At 70.1% G+C, this 25,069-nt stretch carries 24 protein-coding genes and 1 pseudogene; 17 read left to right on the top strand and 8 right to left on the bottom strand.

The window, feature by feature from the left end:
* Positions 1-13 precede the first annotated feature (13 nt).
* Positions 14-655, bottom strand: a complete 642-nt coding sequence (locus ACWDVB_RS14805) for a hypothetical protein (protein WP_451515143.1) — start codon at positions 653-655, stop codon at positions 14-16.
* A 96-nt stretch (positions 656-751) separates the two neighbouring features.
* A complete protein-coding gene (locus ACWDVB_RS14800; protein ID WP_451515144.1) occupies positions 752-1,288 on the bottom strand; it encodes a DinB family protein in 537 nt (178 codons plus the stop codon).
* Positions 1,289-1,516: 228 nt separating this feature from the next.
* Between ACWDVB_RS14800 and ACWDVB_RS14795 the strand changes: the two genes are divergently transcribed.
* From ACWDVB_RS14795 to ACWDVB_RS14740, 12 genes are all read left to right on the top strand, one after another.
* The gene (locus tag ACWDVB_RS14795) at positions 1,517-2,191 is read left to right on the top strand and encodes a hypothetical protein (RefSeq protein WP_451515145.1); all 675 of its coding nucleotides are present in this window, start codon (positions 1,517-1,519) and stop codon (positions 2,189-2,191) included.
* Positions 2,182-3,264: a hypothetical protein gene (locus tag ACWDVB_RS14790; RefSeq protein WP_451515146.1), complete on the top strand. Its 1,083-nt coding sequence runs from the start codon at positions 2,182-2,184 to the stop codon at positions 3,262-3,264. Before ACWDVB_RS14795 ends, ACWDVB_RS14790 begins: the two co-directional genes overlap by 10 nt.
* A gap of 141 nt (positions 3,265-3,405) precedes the next feature.
* Positions 3,406-3,696, top strand: a complete 291-nt coding sequence (locus ACWDVB_RS14785; RefSeq protein ID WP_451515147.1) for a hypothetical protein — start codon at positions 3,406-3,408, stop codon at positions 3,694-3,696.
* Positions 3,697-3,766: 70 nt separating this feature from the next.
* Positions 3,767-5,032 (top strand): hypothetical protein, encoded by a 1,266-nt coding sequence (locus tag ACWDVB_RS14780; protein WP_451515148.1) that lies wholly within the window; start codon positions 3,767-3,769, stop codon positions 5,030-5,032.
* Positions 5,033-5,079: 47 nt separating this feature from the next.
* Complete coding sequence (locus tag ACWDVB_RS14775; RefSeq protein WP_451515149.1) at positions 5,080-5,517, top strand: hypothetical protein; 438 nt, start codon at positions 5,080-5,082, stop codon at positions 5,515-5,517.
* Positions 5,504-6,130, top strand: coding sequence for a hypothetical protein (locus ACWDVB_RS14770; protein WP_451515150.1), 627 nt, complete (start codon positions 5,504-5,506; stop codon positions 6,128-6,130). The genes ACWDVB_RS14775 and ACWDVB_RS14770 overlap by 14 nt, the downstream gene beginning before the upstream one ends.
* The gene (locus ACWDVB_RS14765; RefSeq protein ID WP_451515151.1) at positions 6,127-6,732 is read left to right on the top strand and encodes a hypothetical protein; all 606 of its coding nucleotides are present in this window, start codon (positions 6,127-6,129) and stop codon (positions 6,730-6,732) included. The genes ACWDVB_RS14770 and ACWDVB_RS14765 overlap by 4 nt, the downstream gene beginning before the upstream one ends.
* A 155-nt stretch (positions 6,733-6,887) precedes the next feature.
* Positions 6,888-7,010 (top strand): hypothetical protein, encoded by a 123-nt coding sequence (locus ACWDVB_RS14760; RefSeq protein WP_451515152.1) that lies wholly within the window; start codon positions 6,888-6,890, stop codon positions 7,008-7,010.
* Between the two features lie 576 nt (positions 7,011-7,586).
* Positions 7,587-8,300: a hypothetical protein gene (locus ACWDVB_RS14755; RefSeq protein WP_451515153.1), complete on the top strand. Its 714-nt coding sequence runs from the start codon at positions 7,587-7,589 to the stop codon at positions 8,298-8,300.
* Positions 8,301-8,360: 60 nt separating this feature from the next.
* Positions 8,361-8,864 (top strand): hypothetical protein, encoded by a 504-nt coding sequence (locus tag ACWDVB_RS14750; RefSeq protein WP_451515154.1) that lies wholly within the window; start codon positions 8,361-8,363, stop codon positions 8,862-8,864.
* A gap of 5 nt (positions 8,865-8,869) precedes the next feature.
* Positions 8,870-9,115, top strand: coding sequence for a hypothetical protein (locus tag ACWDVB_RS14745; protein ID WP_451515155.1), 246 nt, complete (start codon positions 8,870-8,872; stop codon positions 9,113-9,115).
* Positions 9,112-9,762 (top strand): hypothetical protein, encoded by a 651-nt coding sequence (locus ACWDVB_RS14740; RefSeq protein WP_451515156.1) that lies wholly within the window; start codon positions 9,112-9,114, stop codon positions 9,760-9,762. Before ACWDVB_RS14745 ends, ACWDVB_RS14740 begins: the two co-directional genes overlap by 4 nt.
* A 99-nt stretch (positions 9,763-9,861) precedes the next feature.
* Here ACWDVB_RS14740 and ACWDVB_RS14735 read toward each other — a convergent pair whose 3' ends face one another.
* Entirely contained in the window at positions 9,862-10,161 is a 300-nt protein-coding gene (locus ACWDVB_RS14735; protein ID WP_451515157.1) for a WXG100 family type VII secretion target, read from the bottom strand.
* A 248-nt stretch (positions 10,162-10,409) separates the two neighbouring features.
* Here ACWDVB_RS14735 and ACWDVB_RS14730 point away from each other — a divergent pair, with 248 nt between their 5' ends.
* Positions 10,410-15,173, top strand: coding sequence for an FtsK/SpoIIIE domain-containing protein (locus ACWDVB_RS14730; RefSeq protein ID WP_451515158.1), 4,764 nt, complete (start codon positions 10,410-10,412; stop codon positions 15,171-15,173).
* A 46-nt stretch (positions 15,174-15,219) separates the two neighbouring features.
* On the opposite strand, the gene ACWDVB_RS14725 is transcribed toward ACWDVB_RS14730, so the two are convergent.
* Both ACWDVB_RS14725 and ACWDVB_RS14720 read right to left on the bottom strand, forming a co-directional pair.
* Complete coding sequence (locus ACWDVB_RS14725; protein WP_451515159.1) at positions 15,220-17,211, bottom strand: protein kinase domain-containing protein; 1,992 nt, start codon at positions 17,209-17,211, stop codon at positions 15,220-15,222.
* Positions 17,212-17,545: 334 nt separating this feature from the next.
* Positions 17,546-18,400, bottom strand: a complete 855-nt coding sequence (locus tag ACWDVB_RS14720; protein WP_451515222.1) for a menaquinone biosynthetic enzyme MqnA/MqnD family protein — start codon at positions 18,398-18,400, stop codon at positions 17,546-17,548.
* A gap of 337 nt (positions 18,401-18,737) precedes the next feature.
* Here ACWDVB_RS14720 and ACWDVB_RS14715 point away from each other — a divergent pair, with 337 nt between their 5' ends.
* A complete protein-coding gene (locus ACWDVB_RS14715; RefSeq protein WP_006138897.1) occupies positions 18,738-18,941 on the top strand; it encodes a cold-shock protein in 204 nt (67 codons plus the stop codon).
* 191 nt (positions 18,942-19,132) lie between these two features.
* On the opposite strand, the gene ACWDVB_RS14710 is transcribed toward ACWDVB_RS14715, so the two are convergent.
* On the bottom strand, positions 19,133-19,738 hold the full coding sequence (locus ACWDVB_RS14710) for a helix-turn-helix domain-containing protein (RefSeq protein ID WP_451515160.1): 606 nt from the start codon (positions 19,736-19,738) through the stop codon (positions 19,133-19,135).
* A gap of 123 nt (positions 19,739-19,861) precedes the next feature.
* On the opposite strand from ACWDVB_RS14710, the gene ACWDVB_RS14705 reads away from it, so the two are divergent.
* On the top strand, positions 19,862-20,662 hold the full coding sequence (locus ACWDVB_RS14705) for an AzlC family ABC transporter permease (protein WP_451515161.1): 801 nt from the start codon (positions 19,862-19,864) through the stop codon (positions 20,660-20,662).
* Positions 20,659-20,973 carry an AzlD domain-containing protein gene (locus ACWDVB_RS14700; protein ID WP_451515162.1) on the top strand — a complete coding sequence of 105 codons (315 nt, stop codon included), beginning with the start codon at positions 20,659-20,661 and terminating at the stop codon, positions 20,971-20,973. The genes ACWDVB_RS14705 and ACWDVB_RS14700 overlap by 4 nt, the downstream gene beginning before the upstream one ends.
* Before the next feature lie 39 nt (positions 20,974-21,012).
* Here the strand turns inward: ACWDVB_RS14700 and ACWDVB_RS14695 are convergent, their stop codons facing one another.
* On the bottom strand, positions 21,013-21,696 hold the full coding sequence (locus ACWDVB_RS14695) for a hypothetical protein (protein WP_451515163.1): 684 nt from the start codon (positions 21,694-21,696) through the stop codon (positions 21,013-21,015).
* A 39-nt stretch (positions 21,697-21,735) separates the two neighbouring features.
* The gene (locus tag ACWDVB_RS14690) at positions 21,736-23,607 is read right to left on the bottom strand and encodes an AMP-dependent synthetase/ligase (protein WP_451515164.1); all 1,872 of its coding nucleotides are present in this window, start codon (positions 23,605-23,607) and stop codon (positions 21,736-21,738) included.
* 94 nt (positions 23,608-23,701) lie between these two features.
* On the opposite strand from ACWDVB_RS14690, the pseudogene ACWDVB_RS14685 reads away from it, so the two are divergent.
* Positions 23,702-24,703 (top strand): annotated as a pseudogene (locus ACWDVB_RS14685) (AraC family transcriptional regulator); the annotation flags it as partial.
* Positions 24,704-25,069: the final 366 nt, after the last annotated feature.

Raw genomic sequence — 25,069 nt, 5'->3', positions numbered from 1 at the left:
CTACTCGCCGGTCCTACTCCGCAAAACGGAACGTGGACGTCACCGCGTCGAAGATGTCGAAGAACGAGTCCGCGAGTTCGAGGATCTGGCTGCTGCCCGAGACCAGCGCGACCTTTCCCTCCTGGCCCGGCACCGGAATGAACGTCTGCATCAGGACCACGCGCATCGTGCGGTCGTCGCCCGCCACGGAGATGTCCTCCAGGCCGTACGTCCGTGCCGCGAGGCCGACGCCCGGGATGTCGACCGTCGTCACCTTCCGCCACACGTCGCCTTCTCTTTTGGCCTCGCGTACGCCGAGCTGGGCGACGATGCGGTCCGGGTCGGTGGGCAGGATGTCGCCGCTGGGCGTGCGGGCGCCGACCAGGGAGACCGTGACCGAACCGGTGACCGGCGTATCGCCGCCGAAGGTCTCCGCCATGCAGCCGCAGTACAGGGCGCCGGACTGCCAGGCGTCCTTCGATGCCTTGCGCAGGAAGCCCTCGAAGGTCTCGCGGTACGGGGCCAGCTCCGGCCGCTCGCGGACGCGGTCGTTGATCATCTGGCGTATGGCGGCGTCGCGCGACTCGGGGCGTACGTCGAACTCCCACCACGTCTCCGGCACCTTGATGCTGAATCCGCCGCGCGCGATGGTCTGCGGTTCTGTGTAGCGGGCCATGGCTGTTCTCGTCCCCTTCGTCGGCATTCGCCGGACCGGCCGCTCGCCGGTCCGGGTCAGCCTACGAGGCGCCGGCCCCCGGAGGTGCGCCGCCCGCTACTCCCCCGTGGCTCCGTCGATCCGCTCCCTCAGCAGGTCGGCGTGGCCGTTGTGACGGGCGTACTCCTCGATCATGTGGGTGAGGATGTAGCGGAGCGAGTACGCGTCGCCGCGGATGTCGACGGTGACGTCGAGGGAGGCCAGGGCGTCCACGATGGCTCGGGAGCGGGCGCACTCCGCGTGCCAGATCTCGAAGGCCTCGTCGGGGTCGGCGTCCGCCACATCGAAGTCGGCGTACTCGCCGGGCAGCCGTCCGGTCCAATGGGCCGCCGTCGCCTCGCCGTTCAGTACGTTACTGAACCAGCTCCGCTCGACCTCGGCGAGGTGCCGGACCAGGCCGAGCAGAGACATGTCCGAGGGCGGCACGGCCCGTTCCTTCAGCTGCTCGGCGGTCAGCCCGGCGCACTTCATCGCGAGGGTCTCGCGCTGGTACTGGAGGAAGGCGGTGAGGGAGGCGCGTTCGCCGGCGGCGGCGTGCGGGGGTTCGGTGCGGCGGGGCGTACGGGGCACGTGCTCGGGGGTCTCGTCGGGCATCGGGCCATCATGCCGAGGCGGGGCGGGAATCGCTCGGAATTACGGACCGGGCGCCGCAGCCGGTGTCAGCCGAGGGGCCTCCTGGCTCCGGCGCGCCAAGTGCGTCACGACACGATGACAGTCCGCCGGGATGGCACACCTTGCCCCGCTATCGACCCTGGCGGAACCAACAACCCCGTGGATAACGTCGGCCCGTTGGAGACATCCTCGCCCCACCGGGAGCCGACCGTGAACCGCCGCACTCTGCCCGTCACCACCGCGCTCGCCGCGATCGCAGCCCTGCTCCTTACCGGATGCGGCAGCGGGGGCGATGACAGTTCCAAGGACAGGGACAAGATCGCGGGCGCCGATCAGGGCCCCGCGAAGCCGAAGAAGTCGGCGGACCCGTCGGCCGCCCCCGCCGAGGACAAGCCGGACGGCGTGGACCTGACCCTGCCCAAGGACATGAACCTCGTCTTCGACTGGGACAAGCCGAAGGACAAGGCCGAGGCGGCCGCTATGAACGACGCCGCGAATTTCATGCGGGCCATCTATCGGGGCGTAGACAAGCGCACGTCGAAAGACGCGGCGGTCGCCGCCTACTCCACCGGTGAGGGGCTGCATTACGCGAAGGTACAGATCGACAGCAGAGTCGATGGCGGCTGGACGGCCATTGGCACCCGGCGCCACTACCAGGCCACCACACGATCCGCCCCGAACGGCAACTCGGTGGAGGTCGCGTTCTGCGTGGATTCGAGCAAGTTCTACGGCAAAGAGACCAAGTCCGGGAAGGTGCTGAAGAGCAAGCCCAGCGTAGAGGACTTCGACCACTTCAAGATCGTAATGGTCAAATTCCCGACGGGTAAGGGCCTGTGGCAGGCCTCCAAGGTATTCGTCGAGACGAAGGCGGAGAAGTGCCAGTGACCAGATCACACCGTGCGGCCGTCGTCACCGGCCTGACTCTCACCTTCGGCGCCGTCATTCTCTCGGGGCCCGCTTACGCAGCAGAACCAGCGAACAATGGCAGTGGCGGCAGCACCGAGCAACAGGGCGGCAGTGACGCAACCGGCATCTACGCCACCGCCCAGATCCGCTACACCGGCGCCGTCGCCAAGGCCGGCAGCAAGGGAAACGTCACTTCATCCGACGTCACCTGGACCCCGCCCCCCTGCTGGTACGCCCCCTACCTCGGCGCCAAGGACTTCAAGAAGAAGATGTCCAAGGACCTCAAGGACTCCATGAGCGCCCCGGGGATGGCCGGCCACGCGGGCCGCGCGCTCGCCGAGTTGCAGCGCCACTACGAGGACGACTACGGCTGGACGGACACCCCGGGCTACAAGGACTACAACGTCGACAAGGACGGCAAGGGCATGTTCTGGGCCGCCGTCGAGAACCCCGACGAGCCGGACATCCTCAAGCGCTCCTCGTGCAGCGACATCCCCTTCTGGGTCGACGAAGGCGAGCAGCCGCCGCCCCAGTACGAAGAGGCGATCAAGCCCGAGATGCTCGCCGACCTCGCCTACCAGCGCATGCAGCTGCCCGAGACGAAGGTCTCCCTGGCACCCGAGGGCACCACGAAGGTGAACCTGCCCACGTGGGCCTGGCTCGACAAGGCCGTCTTCGACGACGTCCAGGCCACGGCGGCCATCGACGTCCCCGGATTCCACATCGAGGCGACGACGACCGCCAAGCCGAAGTCCCTCACCCTCAACCCCGGGACCGAGGACGCCACCATGATCCCCGCGAGCGGCGAATGCCCCATAGTGGAGGGCAAGATCGGTGAGCCCTACGCGAAGGGCAGGTCCAAGGAGACCCCGCCCTGCGGCATCGTCTACGGCCGCTCCTCCGGCGGAGACACCTTCCCGCTCAAGGCCGCCCTCACCTGGACGATCAGCTGGACGGGCACCGGCCAGGCCGCGCCGGTCGGCATGCCTGACGGCACGATCGAGGTCGTCCAGGACATCACCGTCGAGGAAGTCCAGTCGATCAACCGGTGAGTTACGGCTCCCCGCTTCGCATCACAACACGATGACAGTCCTCCGAGATGCAACTACTTGCCCCGGTATCGGCGCTGGAAGACCAATAACCCTGCTGGATAACGTCGTCCCAATGGACGGAGAAGACGCGAGGAGGCCCCCATGACCGACCTCGGGGTGGACTACGAGTACCTCTACACGATCAAGAAGGACCTCGGCACGGTCCGTAAGGAATTCAAGGGCTGCTCCGGGCATCAGGAGGACATGCGGGACGACTACGGATCGCCCTACGTCGCCGGGGCCATGGACGAGTTCACCACGAACTGGGACGACCATCGTAAAGAGCTGCTCGGCAGCATCGAAAAGGTCGGAAAACTGGTCGAGCAGTCGATCGAGAACTTCGAGAAGATCGACAAGGAACTGGCCGAGGCGAACAAGCGCAAGAAGAAGTAATGAAGCAATAGCGAGAATGCAGCCATGGTGTTGTGCGCGCAGTAAGAGCAGAAAGCAAGGGAGAACTCGCTTGGCTGGCCGTCCCGTCGATTGGTCCCCCATCGCCGAATCCGACCCCACCCCGGGTGACCCGGTCGCAGTCCGTGCGGAGGCGAAACGACTCTCAGACATCGCGGAAACCCTGTCCCGTCAGGTCAAAAAGCTGCGCCAGCTCGGCGAAGACGACAACATCAAGGGCAAGTATGCGAAGAGCTTGAAGGAGGAGTCCGACGACCTAGCCGGGCGCTTCGACAAGACAAAAGGCCGGTACGAGAAGGTGTCGGGCCACCTGAACACCTGGGCCAAGGAATTGGAGCACGCCCAGGACCTCGCCAAGAAGGCACGCGACAAGGCGCAGGCCGACGAGAAGGACGAGGACGCCGTCAAAGAGGCGAAGAAGCAGCTCTTCACCGCCACCTCGCACTTCCACAGCCACGCGTCGACGGTGCGCAGAAACATCCTTGAGGCGATCGACGACGCGGTGGAGGACAGTGCCTGGGACGATCTGGTCGGCTGGGCCAAGGAACACGCGGACGGTTTCAAGCTGTTCCTCGACGTTCTCAGTTGGATTGGCACAGCCCTGGCCATCGCCGCGATCTTCGTACCGGGCCTCAACCTCCTCGTCATCGGCCTGGGTGTCGCTGTCGTACTTGGCCGCATGCTGTTGGTGGCGGCCGGCAAGGCCACCTGGATGGATGTTGCCTTCGACGCCTTCGGACTGCTCACCATGGGGCTCGGCCGCGGAGCCATGATCGGACTCAAGACGGCGAGCAAGTCGACGCGTGCGGCGTCCACCGTGCAGCGGGTCACCAAGCTCAAGCAAGGCCTCGCGGGCACCAAGTCCCTGCGCAACCAGTTGGCCAATCGGCTGGCAGGCGCGACCGACGACGCGGCGAAGACGGCCATCCGACAGGAGATGACCGCTCTACGGAAGGGCATCGCCGGACGCGCCGGCAGGGTGGCCGACGAAATGCCGCCGCCCAGCAAGTGGTCCAAGGCAGCACACCTCGGAGACAGCGAGCTCGCCGCCCTGCGCAAGGGCATCAGCACGAACAAGCAGCTCTTCGGCGAGGGAATCCCGCAGGGGACCAAGGTGGGCGGAAACGTCACCTACGGCCTCGCTATGGGCTCCACCTATGCCGGTACGGCCGTCGACTGGGGAGACAAGATGCTGGGCGACAACGACTCGCTCAATGCCGTGAGTGACGGACTTGATATTCCGCACAAACCCAGCTGGGACGCCTACAACGACTTCAAAGCGAGCAACGGCGTGACGCAGGCCCAGTCCGCCTGGTGAGGCGACCGTCCCGCAGGACATGACGTACAGACCCAGGAGCCACGTACATGGTGCACAACGGAACAGCTGGGGCAGCCGGAGCAGCCGCTGGTCTCTCCCCCGAGGACCAAAAGGTGATCAGAAACGCGCGGATCGCCGTCGTGACTCCGCTCGTCTTTCTTGCCGTAGCCATTATCGGTGGGGTACTCATCAGTTCCGAGGCCCTTCCGACATCGCTCAGCGGCGTTTTCCGCGTTCCGGGCCAGACGCTGCCGCTGCTGGCGGTCGCGGCCCTGTCCGTCGGCGTCGTCCTGCTGCAAAACCGGGGGAGGTGGCGGAGTGAATTCGTCCTCTATTTCGCGGGCGGCGGGCTCGCCCAGCTTGCCCCGCTCTTCCTGCTGATGCACCACCACCCTGCGGTCCTCATCAGCCCTCTTCTGCCCGGTGCCATCACGCTCGTGTACGGGGCGCTCAACCGAAGGAGCCGCCGCGATGCCGCCGACTGACACCAAGAACGCCTTCGGCTACACCCTCGTCATACCGCCGGGGTGGACGCGGATCCCCTTGAGAGTGGGGACCCAGGACGTGGTCAAGGAGATCGTCGACGAAGCCGCCCAGCGAGTCGCCCGCGAGCTGCCCAAGGACAAGGTGGCAGAGGCGCGCATGGAGCTGTACCGGCGGCTGAACTCCTCGGTGAGAGAGGCGCAGCAACGCGACGGCGTGGACCTCTACCTGCCGACGGAACCCATGCACGGGTATCTCGTGGCCGCTTCCGTCATCGTGGCCAGGATCGACACCGCGTTGCGTGACGGGGTCGACCGGCAGGACGTACTGATGCAGCTGCTCACCGGCTCCGACGACTCCGAGCCCGTGGAGGTGGACGGTTCGGCGGGGATGCGCAAGGAGCGCACTATGCCCGCCGACCCGGAGAAGGGCGCCGAGGCGCCGTCCAGGCATGTCGACTACGTCGTGCAGGTACCGTCGTCCGGCGGGGACGCCGGATGGGTCGTCGTCAGCTTCAGCACGGTCGGTGACGGGAACCTCGACAGCGACTTCACCGAGATCCTCGTCGAGCTCTTCGACGCCGTCATGACCACGTTCCGCTGGAGGACCGAGTGACCGTCACCTTTTCTCTCAACACGGACAGCGACGCCGCCGTCTGGCCCGCCATGCCCGTCCTCGGCGAGGGGCGGGGCGCCGCGCGCGAGCGCAAGAAGTGGGCACGGCGCACGTCGGAGCTGCTGTGGGCGCTGGTCGATGACGAACCGGTCGACAAGAAACAGGTCAAGATGTTGGCCTTCGAGCTCGACTCCGCGGCCGAGCTGATCCCCCAGACGGTGCCGGTGCACCAGATCTTCCTCTACGTCCCTGACCCCCGCCGTGAGTTCCTGACCTTCCTCGTACACGCGGGCCCGAGCGAGGGCGACGTCAACGAGACTCTGGACGAGCTCGTCCAGAAGAACGAGCCGGGCGCCGCGCAGGACCCCGAGGTCATCGACTTCGACACGGAGCGGCTGGGCCGCGGCAAGCGCTCTATCCGCTACTTCGTCGCCGCCAAGGCCGAAGCGATGTGCGTCTCGGTGAACTACGCCTGGCGCATCGAGTCCCTCGGCATCGATGTGATCGTACGAACCCTCGGTGAGGACATCGGCTGGATCACCTCGAACATCGACGAGTTCGACGACTTCGCGCGGAGTCTGTTCATCAATCTCGACCAGTAACTGCACCGTCGGCAGGCTCCCGCAGCCCCCCACCATCAGCGGCGCGTCCGCGTGACCGAGGACGGTATCGACCTTGCGGCCCCTCCCCGGCGCGTATCCGTTCGGGTGGTGAGTCCGCGACTTCCGCAGGTTCGCTTGTCGTTCGGCTGCGAGCCGTGGGGCCGTACGAGGCCGCTTGCCAGTCCATGCCGGGTGTGCGGACGGCTCTCGGCACGTACCTCGTCACCGCGGCCTCCGTGGAGCACATCAGGAAGGACAAGCCCCGGCACACCGTCTAGCCGACGCGCCACATCGACCGACGCGTCACCCCGGTCCCTGCTCCGGTCACAGCATCGAGAAGTCACCAACGGCGGCGGCCCCGGCGGCGGATACCATCCGGTTTATGAGGCCGAAGGCCAAGGGTCCTCCGGTCAGTCGAGCGTGGGCTCCGGTGCCTGCCGGACGGTCGAGGGCCACGCGTCAGGCCCATCTCTGGCCCCGCGAAGTTACCGCGGAGCCATGGGAGGACCACCACTTCGATCCCGCCCCAAGGACGTCGACTTCGTCGCGGGCTACGCCTGGCGGGACGAGGAGCACGCATCGGATGTCGTCGTCCGGACGGCCACGCGCGACATCGCACATCCGAGGCGGCCTCCAAGGACCTCGAAGACCTGCCCGTGCTCTCAGCGTCTGGGCTTCTTCGTGGGGGCGCCGCCACTCCCCTGCGACCACGTCCAGCACGCCGAGCGCGTCACGACGCGATGACAGTCCGCCGGGATGGCACACCATGCCGCGCTGTCGACCCTGGCGGAACCGACAACCCCGTGGATAACGTCGGCCCGTTGGAGAGATCCTTGCCCCACCGGGAGCCGACCGTGAGCCGCCGCACTCTGCCCGTCACCACCGCGCTCGCCGCGATCGCAGCCCTGCTCCTTGCCGGATGCGGCAGCGGGGGCGATGACAGTTCCAAGGACAGGGACGAGATCGCGGGCTCCGATCAGGGCCCGGCGAAGCCGAAGAAGTCGACGGACCCGTCGGCCGCCCCCGCCGAGGACAAGCCGGACGGCGTGGACCTGACCCTGCCCAAGGACATGAACCTCGTCTTCGACTGGGACAAGCCGCAGGACAAGGATGAAGCCGCGGCGATGGATGACACCCGGCATTTCGTGCGGTCCATTTACCGGGGCGTCGGTCAGCAGTCCATGCCCGACCCGGCGGTGGCCGCCTACGCGACGAACAAGGGGCTCAGCTACGCCCGCACGTGTCGACGCCGGACTGACCCCTGCAAGCTCCGGGGCATCCGCTTCAGCGGATCAGGCGCCATGGGCGGAGTCACGGACAAGTTCTTCAATGAGATCGCCGTAAAGACGGTGAACGGCATTCTGACGAAGGCGGGGATTCCGGTCATCGCGGGCGAGCGGCTGACCGCGGGTATCAAGACCGGTGGTTTCGCCAGTGCGCTCTACAAGATCTTCACCGGCAAGGACGGTGCGAGGACCGGTGGTCCCGGCGGGCGTCGTCCACACCGCACTGGCTCCCTGACACACGCCGCCACCGCCCCAGCGAAGGAGCACGATTCACATGGCTGACGAGACCGACCGCGATCCCGGGCCGTGGGAGTCAGAGCACGCGAGGGGATCATCCGGAAGATGATTCCCGGCGAGGTCCTCGCGGCGGTCCCGGAAGCTCGCCGGGCCGCCGAAGCCGAGGGCCGCAGGCTGCAATTCGACTTTCTCGACGACGACGCGGTCCTCAAGATGCTGCGCCTGCGCCACATCGACGACGCGCAGCTGACCAATGCGGGAAAGAGGGCCGGCTATCCCTTGGCCCTCGTACTCATGGGTCTCTTCGTCTACTGGGGCGCTTACGTACAGCACTGGGAATCCGCCAAGAACCAGACGCTCTACTACGCGGGGGCGGGCGCCGTCGTCGGGATCTTCGTCCTGTACTTCGCCATCACACTGATCCGGCAGTGGGGAAACCGTCCACGCCAGAAGGTGCGAGCCAGGGCAGCCGCCTACCGGAAGATCGCGCACATCGCCGCCGAAGGCGGGGGCGAAGTCCCGGCCTTCTACCCGCATTACGGCCCTTACCCGTTCGCGGCCAATTTCCACCCCGAAGCAGACGAACTCGAGCTGCCTGAGAGGAACTAGTTCTGATGAGCTCGGTGACACCCGAGGTGGAGTCCCACGACGTCCTCGCCGACCAGCTCATCGTGCTGGCACACTCCCTCACCACACGCAAGGATGCCCATCCGTACGTCCAGATGCCCGATAGAGCCGAATATCTGCTGCCGGCGTTCTCCGTACCCGTGAGCGGCACCGAGAGTCCCATGGGCGGGTTGTGCGAGGCCATCGCCCATTCGTTGCGCTGGGTGCACCCTGCCGAGAAGGGCAACGCATGATCACCGACCGCCTCGGCATCCGACCCGAGGCCGCCGGATGGTGCACGATCGGCAAGATCCCCGAGCCCCCGGCCGAGGTGCTTCAGGCAGCCGGTGATCCGCGGTTGCGCCCGGCGGCCATGCCCGTGCTGGGCATGCTCGGCACAGCACTGGCCGTGCCGCTCATGCCGTTCGTCTGGCTGCTGACCCTGCTGGACAACGTCCGCGAGGCACTTGAGCGGCTGTTCGAGAGCAAGAAGGACGAGAAGCGGCGGGCGCGCGAGGACGAGCGGCGGTGCGAGGCCCAAGTCGCCGAGCAGGGGCTCGACCGCGTCTTCGACGGCAACTGGCAGGGTGCGGCAGGGCAGTTCCTGCTGCGCTGGTACGGCCATTCCCCTCACCATCAGCGTCTCGTCGTCGCCGCTCAGGGCGAGATCGTCCTGGCCGCTCCGCCACGGCGCGTCTCGGTGGGGCGCGAGAAGCACATGGAGGTCGTCGCCCGCCTGGCCGCCGGGGAGGCCGCTCTTGTCGACCCGTTCCAGGGGGAGTTCAGGACTCAGCTGCTGCTGCTGAAGTTCCGCGACGGATCGTGGATCCGGCTGACGACCGAGGAGTTCCGCGGCGAGCTCCACATGTACGTACTCCGACAGCCGTCGTCCGGCAGCTGAGACCGCCGTTCAGTACGACGCCCGGATGCCGTCCGCCGACGGAGGGGGCAATGGAGGCGGCCTCCGGCACCCCTCTCCCCGCCGACGTGACGCCCGCCCCTACTTCTTGGCGGCCCGTCCCAGCTCATCGTCGATCTGCTCGTACTTGTCGGCCGCGTTGGTCAGGTAGTCGCCCATGCCGTCCAGGCCCTCAAGGGTCTTCTTCGCGCCCTCGACGAAGTCGTCGAAGTTCTCGTCGAACGCCTTCGAGGCGCTCTTGGTGACGAAGCCCGTCTCGACGAGGTTCTTGATGTACTTCTTCAGGCCGTCCAGCTTCTCGTTGAGCTTGTCCTTCTCCTTGACCACGTGCTTGGCCGCGTCTCGCATGTCCTGATATGTGACATCAAGGTCCTTGGCCATGAGGCTCTCTCCTAATCAACTCGCCGCAGGGCCAACCCCCGTGGCTCCCGTCGCGCGGATGGTGTGATCGTCCGCTCTTGCGCCAAGCAGCTTACGGGTGGGGCTGATGGGATCCCAGCCCGGTTGAGTCACAGCTCTGCTATGACAGCGCGTGCGGTTCTGGGGTGAGCCTGTGTGCAGGCCGTTGCCTGTGGGAAGGGTGGAGCGGATATCGTCAGGCCCATTGTCCAGCTCCGGGGAGGACCGTCGTGCGCCTGACTCTGACCGTCGTCGATCCGTTCGGCGGGGGCACCGCCGACGTGGTCCTCGACGCCGATCCCGAGTCCACCGTGCGGGACATCGCCGTGGAACTGGCCCGGCAGGTCGGACACAGCGGTGCGCAGATCATCCCCATCGGGCAGGGGCAGCAGCCCCCCTCCGGCGGCGCTCCGATGATCTACGTGGACGGGTACGCCGTCGATCCCACCGCCACCGTCGCCACCTCGCCGCTGCGCGAGGGCGCCGTCGTCAGCCTCGACGACCCCGCGGGCTGTCTGCCGGGCGAGCCCTCCGGGCTGGTCGAGCTGCGCGTCGCCAGTGGGCCGTCCGCGGGGTCCGTCCACCGGCTCGGCATCGGGCGGTACGACATCGGCAGCGGGCCCGCCTCGTACATCCGCGTCGACGATCCCGAGATGCCCGCGCGGGCGCTGACGTTGTCAGTTGCAACCGATGGCACCTGCCAAGTCACCCTGCATGGGGAGGACAAGGACAAGGAGGGCGTCACCCTCGACGGCGAGCCCTTCGGCCAACAAGAGGAGACGGACCAGGAGCCGGGCCCGGGCAGCGGCACCCCCTCCGATCGCGCCTCCGATCGCGCCTCCGGCCGCGCCGCGAAGAAGCGGGAGAAGAAGCGGGCCAAGCGGGTGAAGAAGGCGCGTGCTGACGGCGGCAAGAACCGCGCCCCCCGGCGCGACACCGTCCAGTGGCCCCTCGGCGCTCAGATCGCCCTCGGCAACACCCTTCTCGAACTCAGCCGTTACTCGCCCCCGAACGCCGCCCTCAAGTGGTCCGAGGACGGCGCCGGCCTCGACTACAACCGGCCCCCGCGGCTCCGTCCGCCCGAGCGGCAGACCACCTTCCGGCTGCCGAGTCCGCCCCGCGAGTTCGAGGCGCGGCCGCTGCCCTGGCTGATGGCGCTCTTCCCGCTGGTCGGTGCCGTCGTCGCCGCGATGATCTTCAATCGCTGGTACTACCTGATCATTGCGGGTCTCAGCCCGATCATGCTCTTCGGCAACTACTTCATGGACAAGAAGCATGGCCGCCAGTCCCATGCGAAGCAGGTCAAGGAGTACAAGGAGACCAAGGAGCGGATCGAGAAGGACGCGCAGGACGCCCTGGTCGCCGAGCGGCTGGACCGGCGCAACGCCATCCCCGATCCCGCGACCGTCCTCGCGCTGAGCACCGGGCCCCGCACCCGCCTGTGGGAGCGGCGGCGGACCGACGCCGATCACCTCCTGCTCCGCTTCGGCACCGGACGGCTGCCCTCCGAGGTCGTCCTCGACGACCCCGAGAAGGACGAGCACCGGCGGCAGGTGACGTGGCACATAGAGGACGCGCCCGTCGCGCTGCCGCTGAAGGGTCTCGGTGTCATCGGCATCGCCGGGCCCGGCGACTCCGCCACCGCGCTCGGCCGCTGGGCCGTGGCACAGGCCGCCACGCTGCACAGCCCGATGGACGTGCAGTGCTACGTCCTGACGGAGAACTCCGCCAAGGACGCCTGGGACTGGCTGCGTTGGCTGCCGCACGCCAGGCCGACGGGCGGCCAGGACATCAACGTACTCATCGGCACGGACGCCGAGACCGTCGGCGCCCGCATAGGTGAGCTGACCCAGATCCTCGACGCGCGGGTGAAGGCCCTGGAGGAGAACAAGGGCCAGGGCGCCAACTTCTCCGACCCGGACATCGTCGTGGTGTGGGACGGGTCGCGGCGGCTCCGGTCCCTTCCCGGCGTCGTACGTCTGCTGCGCGAGGGGCCGGCCGTGCACATGTACGCGCTCTGCCTCGACACCGAGGAACGGTTTCTGCCCGGCGAGTGCCAGGCATTCGTCGTCGCCGAGCCGAAGCCGCGGGAGTTCGGGAACAGCGCCACCGGACCTGCACAGCAGCAACAGCAACAACAGGGCAGCGTGCCGCAGCCGCCCGTCACGGGTGGCTTCCCCTCCTTCCATGCCTGGCACAGGACCGCACCCGACCCCCAGCAGGACAGCGCGCCGCGCGAGCTGCGGCTGCGCGTCGAGATGACGGGCGCCGAGCGCCTCAAAGACGTACGCCCCGACTTCGTGTCGCCCTCCTGGTGTCTGCGTCTGGCCCGTTCCGTGTCGCCGCTGCGTGACATCAGCGGGGAGACCGAGGACTCCGCGCTTCCGGCGTCCAGCCGGCTCCTCGACGTGCTCCAGCTGGAGCCGCCGACGCCCGGCGCGATCACGGCCCGCTGGCAGGCGGGCGGTCAGTCGACGATGGCGGTCATCGGTGAGTCGTACGACGGTCCGTTCGGCATCGACATGCGCAAGGACGGGCCGCACGGCCTGATCGCCGGTACGACCGGTTCCGGTAAGTCGGAGCTGCTCCAGACGATCGTGGCCGCGCTCGCCGTGGCCAATACGCCCGAGAACATGACCTTCGTCCTCGTCGACTACAAGGGTGGGTCGGCCTTCAAGGACTGTGTGAAGCTGCCGCACACCGTCGGCATGGTCACCGACCTCGACGCGCACCTCGTGGAGCGCGCCCTCGAATCCCTCGGCGCCGAGCTGAAGCGGCGCGAGCACATCCTCGCCGACGCCGACGCGAAGGACATCGAGGACTACCAGGATCTCGTGCGGCGCGATCCGTCCCACCCGCCCGTGCCCCGGCTCCTCATCGTCATCGACGAGTTCGCGTCGATGGTCCGTGACCTGCCGGACTTCGTCACCGGGCTCGTCAACATCGCCCAGCGTGGCCGTTCGCTCGGCATCCACCTGCTGCTGGCCACGCAGCGGCCCAGTGGCGTCGTGTCCCCCGAGATCCGCGCCAACACCAACCTCCGCATCGCGCTGCGCGTCACCGACGGCGGCGAGTCCAGCGACGTCATCGACTCCCCCGAGGCCGGGCACATATCCAAGAACACCCCGGGACGTGCGTACGTGCGTCTCGGACACGCCTCGCTGGTGCCCTTCCAGTCGGGGCGTGTCGGTGGCCGCCGCCCCGGCGCCGCCGACCCGACGGCGCTCGCGCCCTGGGTCGACTCCCTCGACTGGGCGGCCCTCGGCCGCGCCTCACTGGTCAAGCCGAAGGCCGAGGCGCGCGAGGAGGAGGAGATCACCGACCTCAAGGTCCTCGTCGACACGGTCATCGAGGCCAACCGGACCCTCGGCATCCCCGCCCAGCACAGCCCCTGGCTGCCCGCGCTCGGCGAGACCCTGCTCCTCGACGAGATCCCGGTCCCCGCGCCCCGCACGGCACCGGGCTCCCTCGCGCCCGCCCCGTACGGCATCGAGGACCTGCCCGCCGACCAGGCGCGCCGCCCCGTCGTCGTGGACTTCGCGACCTTCGGCCATCTGATGATCGGCGGCGCCCCGCGCTCCGGCCGCTCGCAGGTGCTCCGTACCATCGCGGGCTCCCTGGCGCGTACGCACTCCAGCGCCGACGTCCATCTGTACGGCATCGACTGCGGCAACGGCGCGCTCAACGCGCTGACCCGGCTGCCGCACTGCGGCGCCGTCGTCGGCCGCAACCAGACCGAGCGCGTCGTCCGCCTCATCAACCGCCTCAAGGGCGAACTCACCCGCCGCCAGGACCTGCTGGCCGACAAGGGTTACGCCGACATCGGCGAGCAGCGCGCCGACGCCGCCGAGGACGAGCGCCTGCCGCACCTCGTCGTGCTGCTCGACCGCTGGGAGGGCTGGCTGCCCACGCTCGGCGAGATCGACCACGGCTCGCTCACCGACGAGATCACCACGATCATGCGGGAGGGCGGGAGCGTCGGCATCCACATGGTGATGACGGGCGACCGGCAGATCCTGGTGGGCCGCATCTCCTCCCTCACCGAGGACAAGTACGGTCTGCGCCTCGCGGACCGCTCCGACTTCTCGATGCTGGGCATCCCCACCCGCAAGGTCCCCGAGGAGATCCCGCCGGGCCGCGCCTACAAGAACGAGAGCGGTACGGAGACACAGTTCGCGCTGCTCTGCGCCGACGTCACCGGGCAGGGCCAGGCCGCCGCGATCGCCGCCATCGGCGAGCAGGCGGCGGCCCGCGACGCCGACGTGCCGCGCCACCGCCGGCCGTTCCGCGTCGACACGCTGCCGAGCCGCATCTCCTTCGAGGAGGCGTGGGAGCTGCGCGACCCGGAGGCCTCGCGCTCCAAGCTGTGGGCGCTGGTGGGCATCGGCGGCGACGAGGTCATGGGCCACGGGCCCGACCTCGCGCAGGGCGTCCCGGCGTTCGTCATCGCGGGTCCGGCGAAGTCGGGCCGCTCCACGGTGCTGATGAACATGGCGCGCTCGTTCCGCGCCCAGGGCGTACGCCTCGTCGTCGCCGCCCCGCGCCAGTCGCCCCTGCGGCAACTGGAGGGCACGGAGGGAGTCTTGAAGGTCTTCACCGGGGACGACATCGACGAGGACGAGTTCGAGGAGCTGATCGACGGGGCGGACGCGTCCCCGGAGGAGCCGGTCGTCGTCCTGATCGACGACGCGGAGATCCTGGAGGACGCGGACGCCGCGAGCCAGTTCAAGCGGATCCTCCAGCGCGGCGCCGACCTGGGTCTCGCGCTGGTCCTCGCCGGTGACGAGGAGGACGTGTGCAGTGGCTTCTCGGGCTGGCAGGTCGACGCGAAGAAGGGGCGCCGGGGCATTCTCCTCTCCCCGCAGGACAGCTCCAGCGGCGACCTCATCGGCCTGCGGATCTCGCGCAGCGTGGTCGGCGGCCCGGTGGCCCCGGGCAAGGGCATGCTGCACCTGGGCAATGGCGAACTGGCCACGCTGACCACTCCCTTGTAGGGGACGCGGCCGTAGGGGGCGCGGCCTGACGCGCCCCCTCGGCAAGTCACTCCACCGGGGACAGCCGCGCCTTCGGATCGCCCGCGTCCGGGTCGTCCGACGTGTACTTGAGGGCCTTGCCGTCCGGGCGGAGGCGGACCGTGTGGGCCGTCTGCGCGCACTGGCCGCCGTTGCCCTCGGCGCCCTTGCCGATCGCGACCAGCTCCTTCGCCGAGGCCGACTTGAGGGTGAGTACGTCCGTACAGGTGTTGCCGATCGGATCGTGCTGCACGACCGTGCCGACCCGGTCCCCCGGCTCCGCCTGGCGCAGGGTGACCTCGAACGTGCCGAGGGGGATCGTGCCGCCGCCCGCGTCTGCCTTGCCGCTCCACTTGCCGAGGTAGGCCTCGGGGACCCGCCCGGCGCTGTCGTCCTGGTCGGTGGGGTCGGACGGGGCGGTCGCCGCGGGGGGCTGCCGACCGCCGTCCGAGCCCTTCGACGCGTCGTCGTCCGGCAGCATCCCGAAGACGAAGACCGACCCCACCGTGACGGCGGCCATCGCCCCGGCCACGGCGAGGGCGACCGTGCAACTCACCTTGCGTCCCCGTCCGTTCGCCCCCTCGGGGACGGAGGTCGCCGCCACCGAGACGGAGAGCTTGCCGGGCGGGCGCGTGCCGGGCGGGCGCGTGCCGTCGGCCGCCGCGGGGGCGGCGGGGACGGCGGGCTGATCCGCGTACGCGGGGGAGACAGCGGGCCGATCCGCGTCCGCGGGAGAGGCGGCGGGCTGGTCCGCGTACGCGGGGAAGACGGCGGGCTGGTCCGCGTCCGCGGGAGAGGCGGCGGGCTGATCCCCGTACGCGGGGGAGACAGCGGGCCGATCCCCGTACGCGGGGGAGACAGCGGGCCGATCCGCGTCCGCGGGAGAGGCGGCGGGCCGATCCCCGTACGCGGGGAAGACAGCGGGCCGATCCCCGTACGCGGGAGAGGCGGCGGGCCGATCCGCGTCCGCGGGAGAGGCGGCGGGCCGATCCGCGTCCGCGGGAGAGGCGGCGGGCTGGTCCGCGTACGAAGAGTCGGGCGGGCCGAAAGACCCCGCCACGGACGGGGTGCTGAAGGCCACCGGGCCGGAGGGCGCGTCCGCTGGAGCCGCCCCCGCGCCCGCCCCCGTGTCCAGGTCCAGCAGCCGCACCGCGCTGCGGCTCACCCGCTCCACCACGGATCCCGGCAGCCATCCGGCCGCCACCAGCCGGGCCGCGCCCTCGGGGGCGAGGTGGCGGGCCAGCTCCGCGGGGGCGGGCCGCGCCGCCGGGTCCTTGGCGAGGCAGGCCGCGGCGAGATCCCTCACGTCACCTCTCAGCGCGCCCAGCTCCGGCTCCTCGTGGACGACCTTGTAGAGCAGCGCCGCCGACGAGTCGCCGGGGAAGGGCGACTCCCCCGTCGCCCCGTAGACCAGGACGGCCCCCAGTGAGAAGACGTCCGCCGCTCCCGTGACGCCCTTGCCGAGGATCTGCTCGGGCGACATGTAGCCGGGCGAGCCGATGGAGACGCCGGTGGAGGTGAGCGAGGCCGTGCCGTCCGTGGCGCGCGCGATGCCGAAGTCGATGAGGCGCGGCCCGTCCAGGGTGAGCAGGACGTTCGACGGCTTCACGTCGCGGTGGACGAGCCCGAGGGCGTGTACGTGCGCCAGCGCCTCGGCGAGGCCGGCGCCGAGGACCCGTACGGAGTGCGCGGGCAGCGGCGCGCCCTCCCGGACCGCCTCGGTGAGCGAGGGCCCGGCCGCGTACCCCGTGGCGACCCACGGCACGGACGCCTCCGGGTCCGCGTCCAGAACGGGCGCGGTCCAGTCACCGCCGACGCGCCGGGCCGCGTCGACCTCCCTGCGGAAGCGGGCGCGGAACTCCTCGTCGAGCGCGAAGTGCGGATGCACGATCTTGACCGCGACCGTGCGGCCGCCCTCGCTGCGGCCCAGATACACCCGGCCCATGCCGCCCGAGCCGAGCCGGCCGAGCAGCCGGTAGGGGCCGATCACGGCGGGTTCGCCGGCTTCGAGCGGTTGCATGACGTTGGCCTCCCCCAGGCGCGCCCCCGGACACCTCGCGCGCCTTACCACTGCGGTCAGCGTAGTGCGGAAGCGGCCGGGAGGGCGGCTCCGCCCGCATTCCCCGCCACATGGGAGCAATGACCGGATTGAGCACACAGGGCGCACACGGCGCACACCCGCGGCTTTCCCGCGCCCAATAACTATTGGCGGGTCGCGGGATGATTCCCGTACGCAATCCGGACGTCAAGAACTATTCCGACGGCGGCGATATCCCGAGGCGGCCGGAAAGGGCGCACACGGCACGTGGATGAATTCCCGCGAGGTTCACCTCGCGGACCTCCGCGCGGCGCCGCTACGGCTTCAGGAGCTCCACCCGCACGTCCGCCGGGAAGCCCGTCGTCGGCCCGGTCCGGCGGGCGAACTCGGTGACGCCCTCCAGCTGTGCGGCGCCGAAGCGGAAGTCGAGTGTCGTGAAGTACCGCTCCAGGACACCGGCGTCGAACGACTCCCAGCGCGCGGCCTGCTCGGCGACCTTCGTGACCTCCTCCAGGGAGAGGTCGCGGGAGGCGAGGAAGGCCTTGTGCACCGCGCGCACGACCTCCGGCTCGCGCTCGACGTAGTCGCGCCGGGCGGCCCAGACGGCGAAGACGAACGGCAGGCCCGTCCACTCCTTCCACATCTCACCCAGGTCGTACACGTCGAGGCCGAGCCGCGGCGCGTCGATCAGATTCGCGCGCAGCGCCGCGTCGCCGATGAGGACGGCGGCGTCCGCCTCCCGCATCATCAGGCCGAGGTCGGGCGGGCACGCGTAATAGTCGGGCTGTACGCCGTACCGCTCGGCGAGCAGCAGCTGCGCGAGCCGCACGGACGTGCGCGAGGTGGAGCCGAGGGCGACGCGCGCCCCGTCCAGCTGGTCCAGCGGCACCTGCGAGACGATCACGCACGACATCACGGGGCCGTCGCAGCCGACCGCGAGGTCGGGGAAGGCGACGAGGTCGTCGGCGTTCTTGAGGAACTCGACGAGCGTGACGGGCGCGATGTCCAGCTCGCCCCGCACCACCTGCTCGCTGAGCCGCTCAGGGGTGTCCTTCGTCAGCTCGAAGTCGAGGAGCGTCCCCGTGCGCGCGAGGCCCCAGTAGAGAGGCATGCAGTTCAGGAACTGGATGTGGCCGACGCGCGGCCGAGGAGTGCGACGGGAGTCGGGCAGCTGTTCGGCGCCTGCCCCCGCGAAGGCGCCAAGGGGAGAATTGTCCACATCGGGGAGGCTAGCCCCCATGCGATACGGTCCGGGCGCCGGGTCCCTTGCCCGTCCCGTCAACCCCACTGAGGGCCTCGTCAAACATCCGGGTGACGTGATCTTGCCCCCTATTGCATTCCCGTGCCTGCGTGCTAAGCTCGCCGCAAGTTGCAGTTTGGTTTCCCTTGCAGTACAGAGCCTGCGGAGCATGTAACCCCCGCAGGCTCTCGTCGTTTTCAGACTTATGCAGTTGTTTAAACAATCGCTGGTTCTGGAGCAGGGCAACCCTTTGGCCCAAGGAGGGCTTATGGCTACCGGAACCGTGAAGTGGTTCAACGCTGAAAAGGGCTTTGGCTTCATCGCCCAGGAAGGCGGCGGCCCGGACGTCTTCGTCCACTACTCCGCGATCAACGCGAACGGCTTCCGCTCCCTTGAGGAGAACCAGGCCGTTTCCTTCGACGTGACGCAGGGCCCCAAGGGTCCGCAGGCGGAGAACGTCACCCCGATGTGATCGGGCGCCTCACGTAAGTGGGGCGTGTGATTCGCTCCGGTGACTTGATCCGGACATGGATGCAGTACCCAAGGAGCCCTGCTCCTCCGCTCACGCGGGGGAAGCGGGGCTCCTGCCTTTTCCCCGGCCCCTGGACCGTGGGCGCTGGGCGCTGAGGGCTGGGCCCTCACATGCGCCGCCGCCCCGCCTAATCAGGTGTGCTGCATGACCAGCACGAAGGTGGTCCCCGGCTCCAGCGCCTCGTAGGCGTGCGGGACGTCCCCGCGGTACGACATGTAGTCCCCGGGGGCCAGTTCCACGGCCTCCCCGACCGGGCCCGCGAGCAGTCGGCCCGTGCTGATGACCAGGTGCTCGACCGAGCCGGGGATATGCGGGTCGGACTCGCGCGCGGCGCCCGGTTCCAGCGCCCCGTGGTAGATGTCGCGCCGTACGCCGGTGGGGCCCGCGGAGAGCAGCGTGCCCGCGTAGGACGAGTTCTCCGCGTGCATGGTGGGCCCCTCGCCCGCGCGGATCACGGTCACCGCCGGGGCGGGTGACTCCACGAGCACGCTGAACGGCACCCCGAGCGCCACGGCCAGCGCCCAGAGCGTCTCGATGCCGGGGTTGCCGGTGGCCGCCTCCAGCTGGGAGAGCGTGGACTTCGCGATGCCGGCGCGTTTGGCCAGCTCGGACAGGGAGATGCCGGCCTTCGCGCGCTCGCGGCGCAGCGCCGCGGCGACCCACTCGCGGGGCATGCGGGACGGCGGGGCCGCGCCGGGGCGGTCGGTGCGATGGGCGCGGTCGGCGTCGTCGGTCATCACTTCACTTCTCTCCTGGCTCTCTCCCGGCGGGGCCGCCGCCCCCGGTGGAGGGCGCGTTCGGTACAGGGGACTGATCGTTCGCCTTGACGAACGTACACCGCTGCGCTCATTCTACGACGTATGCGTTCGCCACACCGAACAGATGGCCCTGTAGACCGAACAGTCGACGGCTCAGAGGCCGACACCGGCCTCGTCCGTCTCTCCGACCTCCCGCCCGGCGTCCTGCGCGACATCGCCCTGGTCTGGCTCGCCGACGCCGTGGTCGGCGTCTCCTTCGGCGCGATCGCCGTCGCGGGCGGGCTCCCGCTCTGGGTGCCGGTGCTCATGTCGCTGCTCGTGTACGCGGGCTCCGCCCAGTTCAGCGCCGTCGGCATTCTCACCGCGGGCGGCGGTCCGGTGGCCGCCGCGGCGACCGGGCTGCTCCTCAACTCCCGTACGGCGGCGTTCAGTCTGGCGCTCGCCGACGACCTCGGCCGCTCCTGGGCGGCGCGGCTGATCGGCGCGCACCTCATCACCGACGAGACGGCCGCGTTCGTCCTGGCCCAGCGTGGCGGCAGGCAGCGCAGGGCCGCGTTCTGGATATCCGGCGTCGGGCTGTTCGCGGCGTGGAACGTCAGCGTGCTCGCGGGCGCCCTCGCCGGGTCGGCGCTCGGCGACACGGCCCGGTTCGGCCTCGACGCGGCGTTCCCCGCGGTGCTGCTCGCTCTGGTGCTGCCCGCGCTGCGCGGTGACAGTGCGGCGCGGCGGGCCTCGGCGGCCGGCGCGGTGATCGCGGTCGCCGCGGCTCCGCTGCTGCCGGCGGGCGTGCCGGTGCTGCTTGCCCTGCTCGGCCTGCTCGCGGCACGCCGCGGGCCCCGCCGCCGCCCCCGCACCACTCCCACCACGCCCACCACTCCAACCGCTCCCGGAAGCGCCTCGTGAACGCCACGCTCGCCTGTGTCCTCGTCCTCGCCGCCGGGACGTACGCGTTCCGCCTGGCCGGTCCCGTGCTGCACGGCCGCGTCGAACTACCGGCGCGGATGCAGGAGTTGCTGACCGTGGGCGCCACGGTCCTGCTGGTCGCGCTGCTCGCCACGGGGGCGCTCACGGAGGGCCAGGGCTTCGCGGGGTGGGCGCGGCCCGCCGGTGTGCTGGTCGGCGGGGTGCTCGCCTGGCGCAGGGCGCCGTTCGCCGTGGTCGTGGTGGGCGCGGCCGCGGCGACGGCGCTGCTGCGGCTGGCCGGGGTGGAGTGACCGCGGCCGCCCCGCACATCTCCCAGCGCCCGCCCCGGTTCAGGGCTGCGGGACGGCGTCGTACTTGGGGTTGGGGCTGCCGTCCCGCAGGGTGCGGGGCGCGGTGAACACCCCGTACAGCTCGGTGTTCTTGAAGTAGGGCTCACCGATGGTCTCGCGCGGGAGGCTCAGCCCGTAGTGCTCGCCGAACAGCCGGTACACGTCGGCCATCGGTGGGACGTACAGCAGGCACTCGTCGGGGTCGTCGGGGAAGTCGGGGTCGGGTTCGGCGCGGCCGAGACCGATCTCGGCGGTCATCCGGGCGGTGAGCGGGTGGTCGGCTCTGGCCTGTTCGTGCACCATGCCGTCGAAGTACGACCAGTCCCACTGGCCGTCGACGACGGCGGAGGCCGACGGCGGGTCCATCATGGTGTCGGTGATCCGGACGTACGTACGCCCCTCCCAGAGGGATGCCAGCTGGCGCCGGTCGCCCCTGAAGATGCCCCCTCCGGTCTCGAAGGCGAACGCCCACCCGTCGCAGGTTCCGAGACGGGCGAGGTCCGGCAGCCGCACCGTGCTGCCGGCGGCCACCACCAGGGCGTTGAAGGGTGCTGCGGCCATGACCGTGCCCGGCTCGGCGCCCAGCATCACCGCCAGCTCCTCGACGTCGGCGTCCTTCAGCGCCACCAGGCTGAAGCCCCAGCCGTTCAGGGACTCATGTATCCACTCGATCCCGTCAGTCATACCGGGGAAGCTACCGGCCACCACTGACAACGGCGCCGCTCAGCTCACAGGCCCGGGCGGCTCCTCGTACAGCGCCTCCACGACATCCGCGTACCGCTCCGTGACCGCACGTCTGCGCACCTTCAGGCTCGGCGTGAGCAGGCCGCCCTCCACCGTGAAGTCCTCGTCGAGTACGGCGAACCGACGGATGCGGGCGGGGCGCGAGACCGTGGCGTTGGCGGCGTCCACGGCCTCCTGGACGAGGGCGTGGACGCGGGGGTCGCGGGAGAGCGGTGCGGTCAGTTCGACGCCCTCGCGGGCGGCCCAGCCGGTGAGCTCCTCCGCGTCCAGGGTGATCAGTGCGACGGGGTGCGGACGGCGGTCGCCGACCATGACCGCGCGGGACACGAACCGTGAGGTCTGGAGGGCCAGTTCGCTGAGGGAGGGGGTGAGGTTCTTGCCTCCGGAGGTGATGATGAGGTCTTTCTTGCGGCCGGTGATCGTGAGGAAGCCGGCGTCGTCGAGGGCGCCCAAGTCCCCGGTGCGCAGCCAGCCTTCGTCGTCGATCGTCTCGCGTGTGGCGTCGGGGTTGTTGTGGTAGCCGGGAAAGACCATGGCTCCCCGGGCGAGGACCTCACCGTCCGGCGCGATGCGGATCTCGACGCCGTCGACGGGGCGGCCGACCGTGCCGTACCGCACGGCGCCGGGGTGGTTGAGGGTGAGGACGCCGGCCGACTCCGTCATCCCGTAGCCCTCGTAGACGGCGATGCCGCAGGCCCGCAGGAAGTCGACGGTGTCCGGCGCGATGGGCGCGCCGCCGGTCAGCGCCCAGCGGAGCTGCCCGCCGAGCGCCTGCCGGACCAGGCCGTAGAGGGCCTTGTCGGCGGCTTCGTACGCGTCCTGGAGCTCGGGCGGCAGCGTGCCGTCGGCGGCCATGACCCCGATGCGGACGGCCTCCTCGAACCGTTCGCGCCCGCCCTCCCGTGACTCGGCGAGGGACAGCACGACCGAGCGCACCTTCTCGAAGAGGCGGGGCACGGAGGGCAGATGGGTGGGCCGCGCCTCGGCCAGCTCGGCGACGACGTCCTCGATGCGCCCGCCGAAGAAGGTCAGCGTGCCGCCCTGGATGAGCGTCGTGAACTCGATGAGCTGGGCGAGGAGATGTGCGAGCGGCAGATAGAGGTACGTGGAGTCGCCGGGGCCTCCCTCGACGAGCGGCACGGTGGCGCGCTGCACGGCCAGCAGATTGCCGTGCGTCAGCAGACATCCCTTGGGGAGGCCGGTGGTGCCGGAGGTGTAGATGATGGTGGCGAGGTCGTCTTCGGCGCGGGTGCGGGAACGCTCCAGTAGGGCGTCGAGCGAGGCAATCGGAATCGCCCCTTCCATCCCTATGACTTCCCACGGACCGTCGGTGTCGGCAGGCCCGGCGGCAGCTGTGCCCCGCATTAGAACCACATCCCGCACCCCCTCCAGCCGCCCTTCCCGCTCCAGCCGCCCTTCCCTCCGCAGCCGCTCGATCTTCGCCGCCTGTGCCTCGTCCTCGCAGATCACCACCGTCGCGCCCGAGTCGCGCACGACCCACGCGGCCTCCTCGTCGCCCGCCGTCGGGTAGACGGGGACGACGACCGCGCCCGCCGCGAGCGCGCCGAAGTGGGCGTGGGTCCATTCGGGGCGGGTCTCGGCGAGGATCGCCACGCGGTCTCCGGGGCGGACGCCGAGGGCGATCAGGGCGCGGCCCACGTGGCGTACGCGGTCGCGCAGTCCGGCGTACGAGAGTTCGGTCCACGCCGCCCCGTCGTGCCCACGGAAGCGGAGGGCGGGCAGGTCGCCGTGCCGGTCGGCCGCCCATTCGCACAACAGGGAGAGCGTCTTCGGCAGTTCGGCCGGCGTCCCAGGGTGGTCGTTCCGCGTCTGCTGCATGCGTCGCTGCATGCGTACGACGCTAAGGAGCGGGTCCGGCGTACGGGATGACGCGAAACGTCAGCGGCGCTGGCCTGGGCGCTCAGCGCGGCGCTACCGTCGTGACATGGCGAGGCGGACGATCACCGTGCACCATGTGCGGGCCGTGCTGCGCGGTGCCGAGCGGCGCGGCGTGGACACCGTGCCGTTGTTGCGGGGCGCTCAGATCCCGCCGCTGCTTCTGGGCGACGACCGGGCCCGCGTCACGGCCCCGCAGTTCGCGCGGCTCTTCCGGGAGCTGTACCGCGCCACGCAGGACGAGTTCCTGGGCCTCGGCTCCGCCGTCAGCAGGCCCGGCACCTTCGCGATGATGTGCCGGACCTCGCTGGGCTGCCGCGACCTGGGCGCGGCCGTGGAGCGGGGCGTCACTTTCTACGGCCTCTTTCCCGGCGGCCCCGACCTCGTACTGGAACGCCGCGCCGACGAGGCGGTGTTCGGTGTCCGCAGCGACCTCGAACAGGACTACTTCCTCGCCGAGTGCCTGGTCATCATCTGGCACCGCCTGTGCAGCTGGCTGATCGGCCGCCGCATTCCGCTGCGCCGGGCGGAGTTCGGGCATGCGCCGCCGCCGCACAGGGACGAGTACGAGCTGCTCTTCGGCTGCCCCGTGCGGTTCGGGGCCGAGCGGACCGGCGCCTGCTTCGACCCGCGCTGGCTGGAGGCGCCGCTCGTCAGGGACGAGGAGGCGCTGGACGAGATGCTGCGCCGCGCGCCCTTCGAACTGCTCAGCCGCCGCGAGTACGGTACGACGGTCGCCGAGCAGGTGAGCCGCGCCCTCGCGCGCTCCCTGCGTTCCTCGCCCCGCCTCCCCTCGCTCGGCGAACTCGCGGCGCGGCTCGCGGTGAGCCCTGCGACGCTGCGGCGGCGTCTGGCCGAGGAGTCCACGTCGTACCAGCGGCTGAAGGACGCGGTGCGGAGGGACGCGGCGATCGCGGTCCTCGCGGAGAGCCACGAGCCCATCGCCGACCTGGCGGCACGGCTCGGCTTCTCCGAGGACACGGCATTCCACCGAGCGTTCCGCCGCTGGACGGGGACGACGCCGGGGGCGTACCGGGCGGTGAGGGGAGGGGCTCCAGGCACGTGGTCCGGCTCGCGGGCCGGGGGCTTTGTGGTGGGAGGGGGGTCACTCGGGGGGTCTGTGGCGGGGTGCGGGTCACCCGGCGGCGGTCCGGCGGTGGGCGGAGCCTCAGGTGAGGGGCCGTCGGAGGGCGACACGTCACTCGGCGGGGCGACCCCAGCCCCGAATGCGCCCGGCGACAGCCCATCCGCCGCCGAAGCCCCGGGCGAGGGAGCGCCGGAAGGGGACACGTCGCTCGGCGGGGCAACCCCAGCCCCGAACACGCCCGGCGACAGCCCATCCGCCGCCGAAGCCCCGGGCGAGGGAGCGCCGGAAGGGGACACGTCGCTCGGCGGGGCAACCCCAGCCCCGAACACG

It is taken from the genome of Streptomyces sp. NPDC003379 (assembly GCF_053589195.1).
Note: the sequence above shows the minus strand (reverse complement) of the source record. Positions and strands in the feature narration are given on the sequence as shown.

Bases quoted from the DNA above. Each gene is read 5' to 3' on its own strand.
- ACWDVB_RS14805 (WP_451515143.1), bottom strand. From the start codon at position 655: ATGGCCCGCTACACAGAACCGCAGACCATCGCGCGCGGCGGATTCAGC.
- ACWDVB_RS14695 (WP_451515163.1), bottom strand. From the start codon at position 21,696: ATGACTGACGGGATCGAGTGGATACATGAGTCCCTGAACGGCTGGGGC.
- ACWDVB_RS14740 (WP_451515156.1), top strand. From the start codon at position 9,112: ATGATCACCGACCGCCTCGGCATCCGACCCGAGGCCGCCGGATGGTGC.
- ACWDVB_RS14800 (WP_451515144.1), bottom strand. From the start codon at position 1,288: ATGCCCGACGAGACCCCCGAGCACGTGCCCCGTACGCCCCGCCGCACC.
- ACWDVB_RS14705 (WP_451515161.1), top strand. From the start codon at position 19,862: ATGCGTTCGCCACACCGAACAGATGGCCCTGTAGACCGAACAGTCGAC.
- ACWDVB_RS14690 (WP_451515164.1), bottom strand. From the start codon at position 23,607: ATGCAGCGACGCATGCAGCAGACGCGGAACGACCACCCTGGGACGCCG.
- ACWDVB_RS14725 (WP_451515159.1), bottom strand. From the start codon at position 17,211: ATGCAACCGCTCGAAGCCGGCGAACCCGCCGTGATCGGCCCCTACCGG.
- ACWDVB_RS14745 (WP_451515155.1), top strand. From the start codon at position 8,870: ATGAGCTCGGTGACACCCGAGGTGGAGTCCCACGACGTCCTCGCCGAC.
- ACWDVB_RS14770 (WP_451515150.1), top strand. From the start codon at position 5,504: ATGCCGCCGACTGACACCAAGAACGCCTTCGGCTACACCCTCGTCATA.
- ACWDVB_RS14735 (WP_451515157.1), bottom strand. From the start codon at position 10,161: ATGGCCAAGGACCTTGATGTCACATATCAGGACATGCGAGACGCGGCC.
- ACWDVB_RS14715 (WP_006138897.1), top strand. From the start codon at position 18,738: ATGGCTACCGGAACCGTGAAGTGGTTCAACGCTGAAAAGGGCTTTGGC.
- ACWDVB_RS14710 (WP_451515160.1), bottom strand. From the start codon at position 19,738: ATGACCGACGACGCCGACCGCGCCCATCGCACCGACCGCCCCGGCGCG.
- ACWDVB_RS14785 (WP_451515147.1), top strand. From the start codon at position 3,406: ATGACCGACCTCGGGGTGGACTACGAGTACCTCTACACGATCAAGAAG.
- ACWDVB_RS14750 (WP_451515154.1), top strand. From the start codon at position 8,361: ATGATTCCCGGCGAGGTCCTCGCGGCGGTCCCGGAAGCTCGCCGGGCC.
- ACWDVB_RS14775 (WP_451515149.1), top strand. From the start codon at position 5,080: ATGGTGCACAACGGAACAGCTGGGGCAGCCGGAGCAGCCGCTGGTCTC.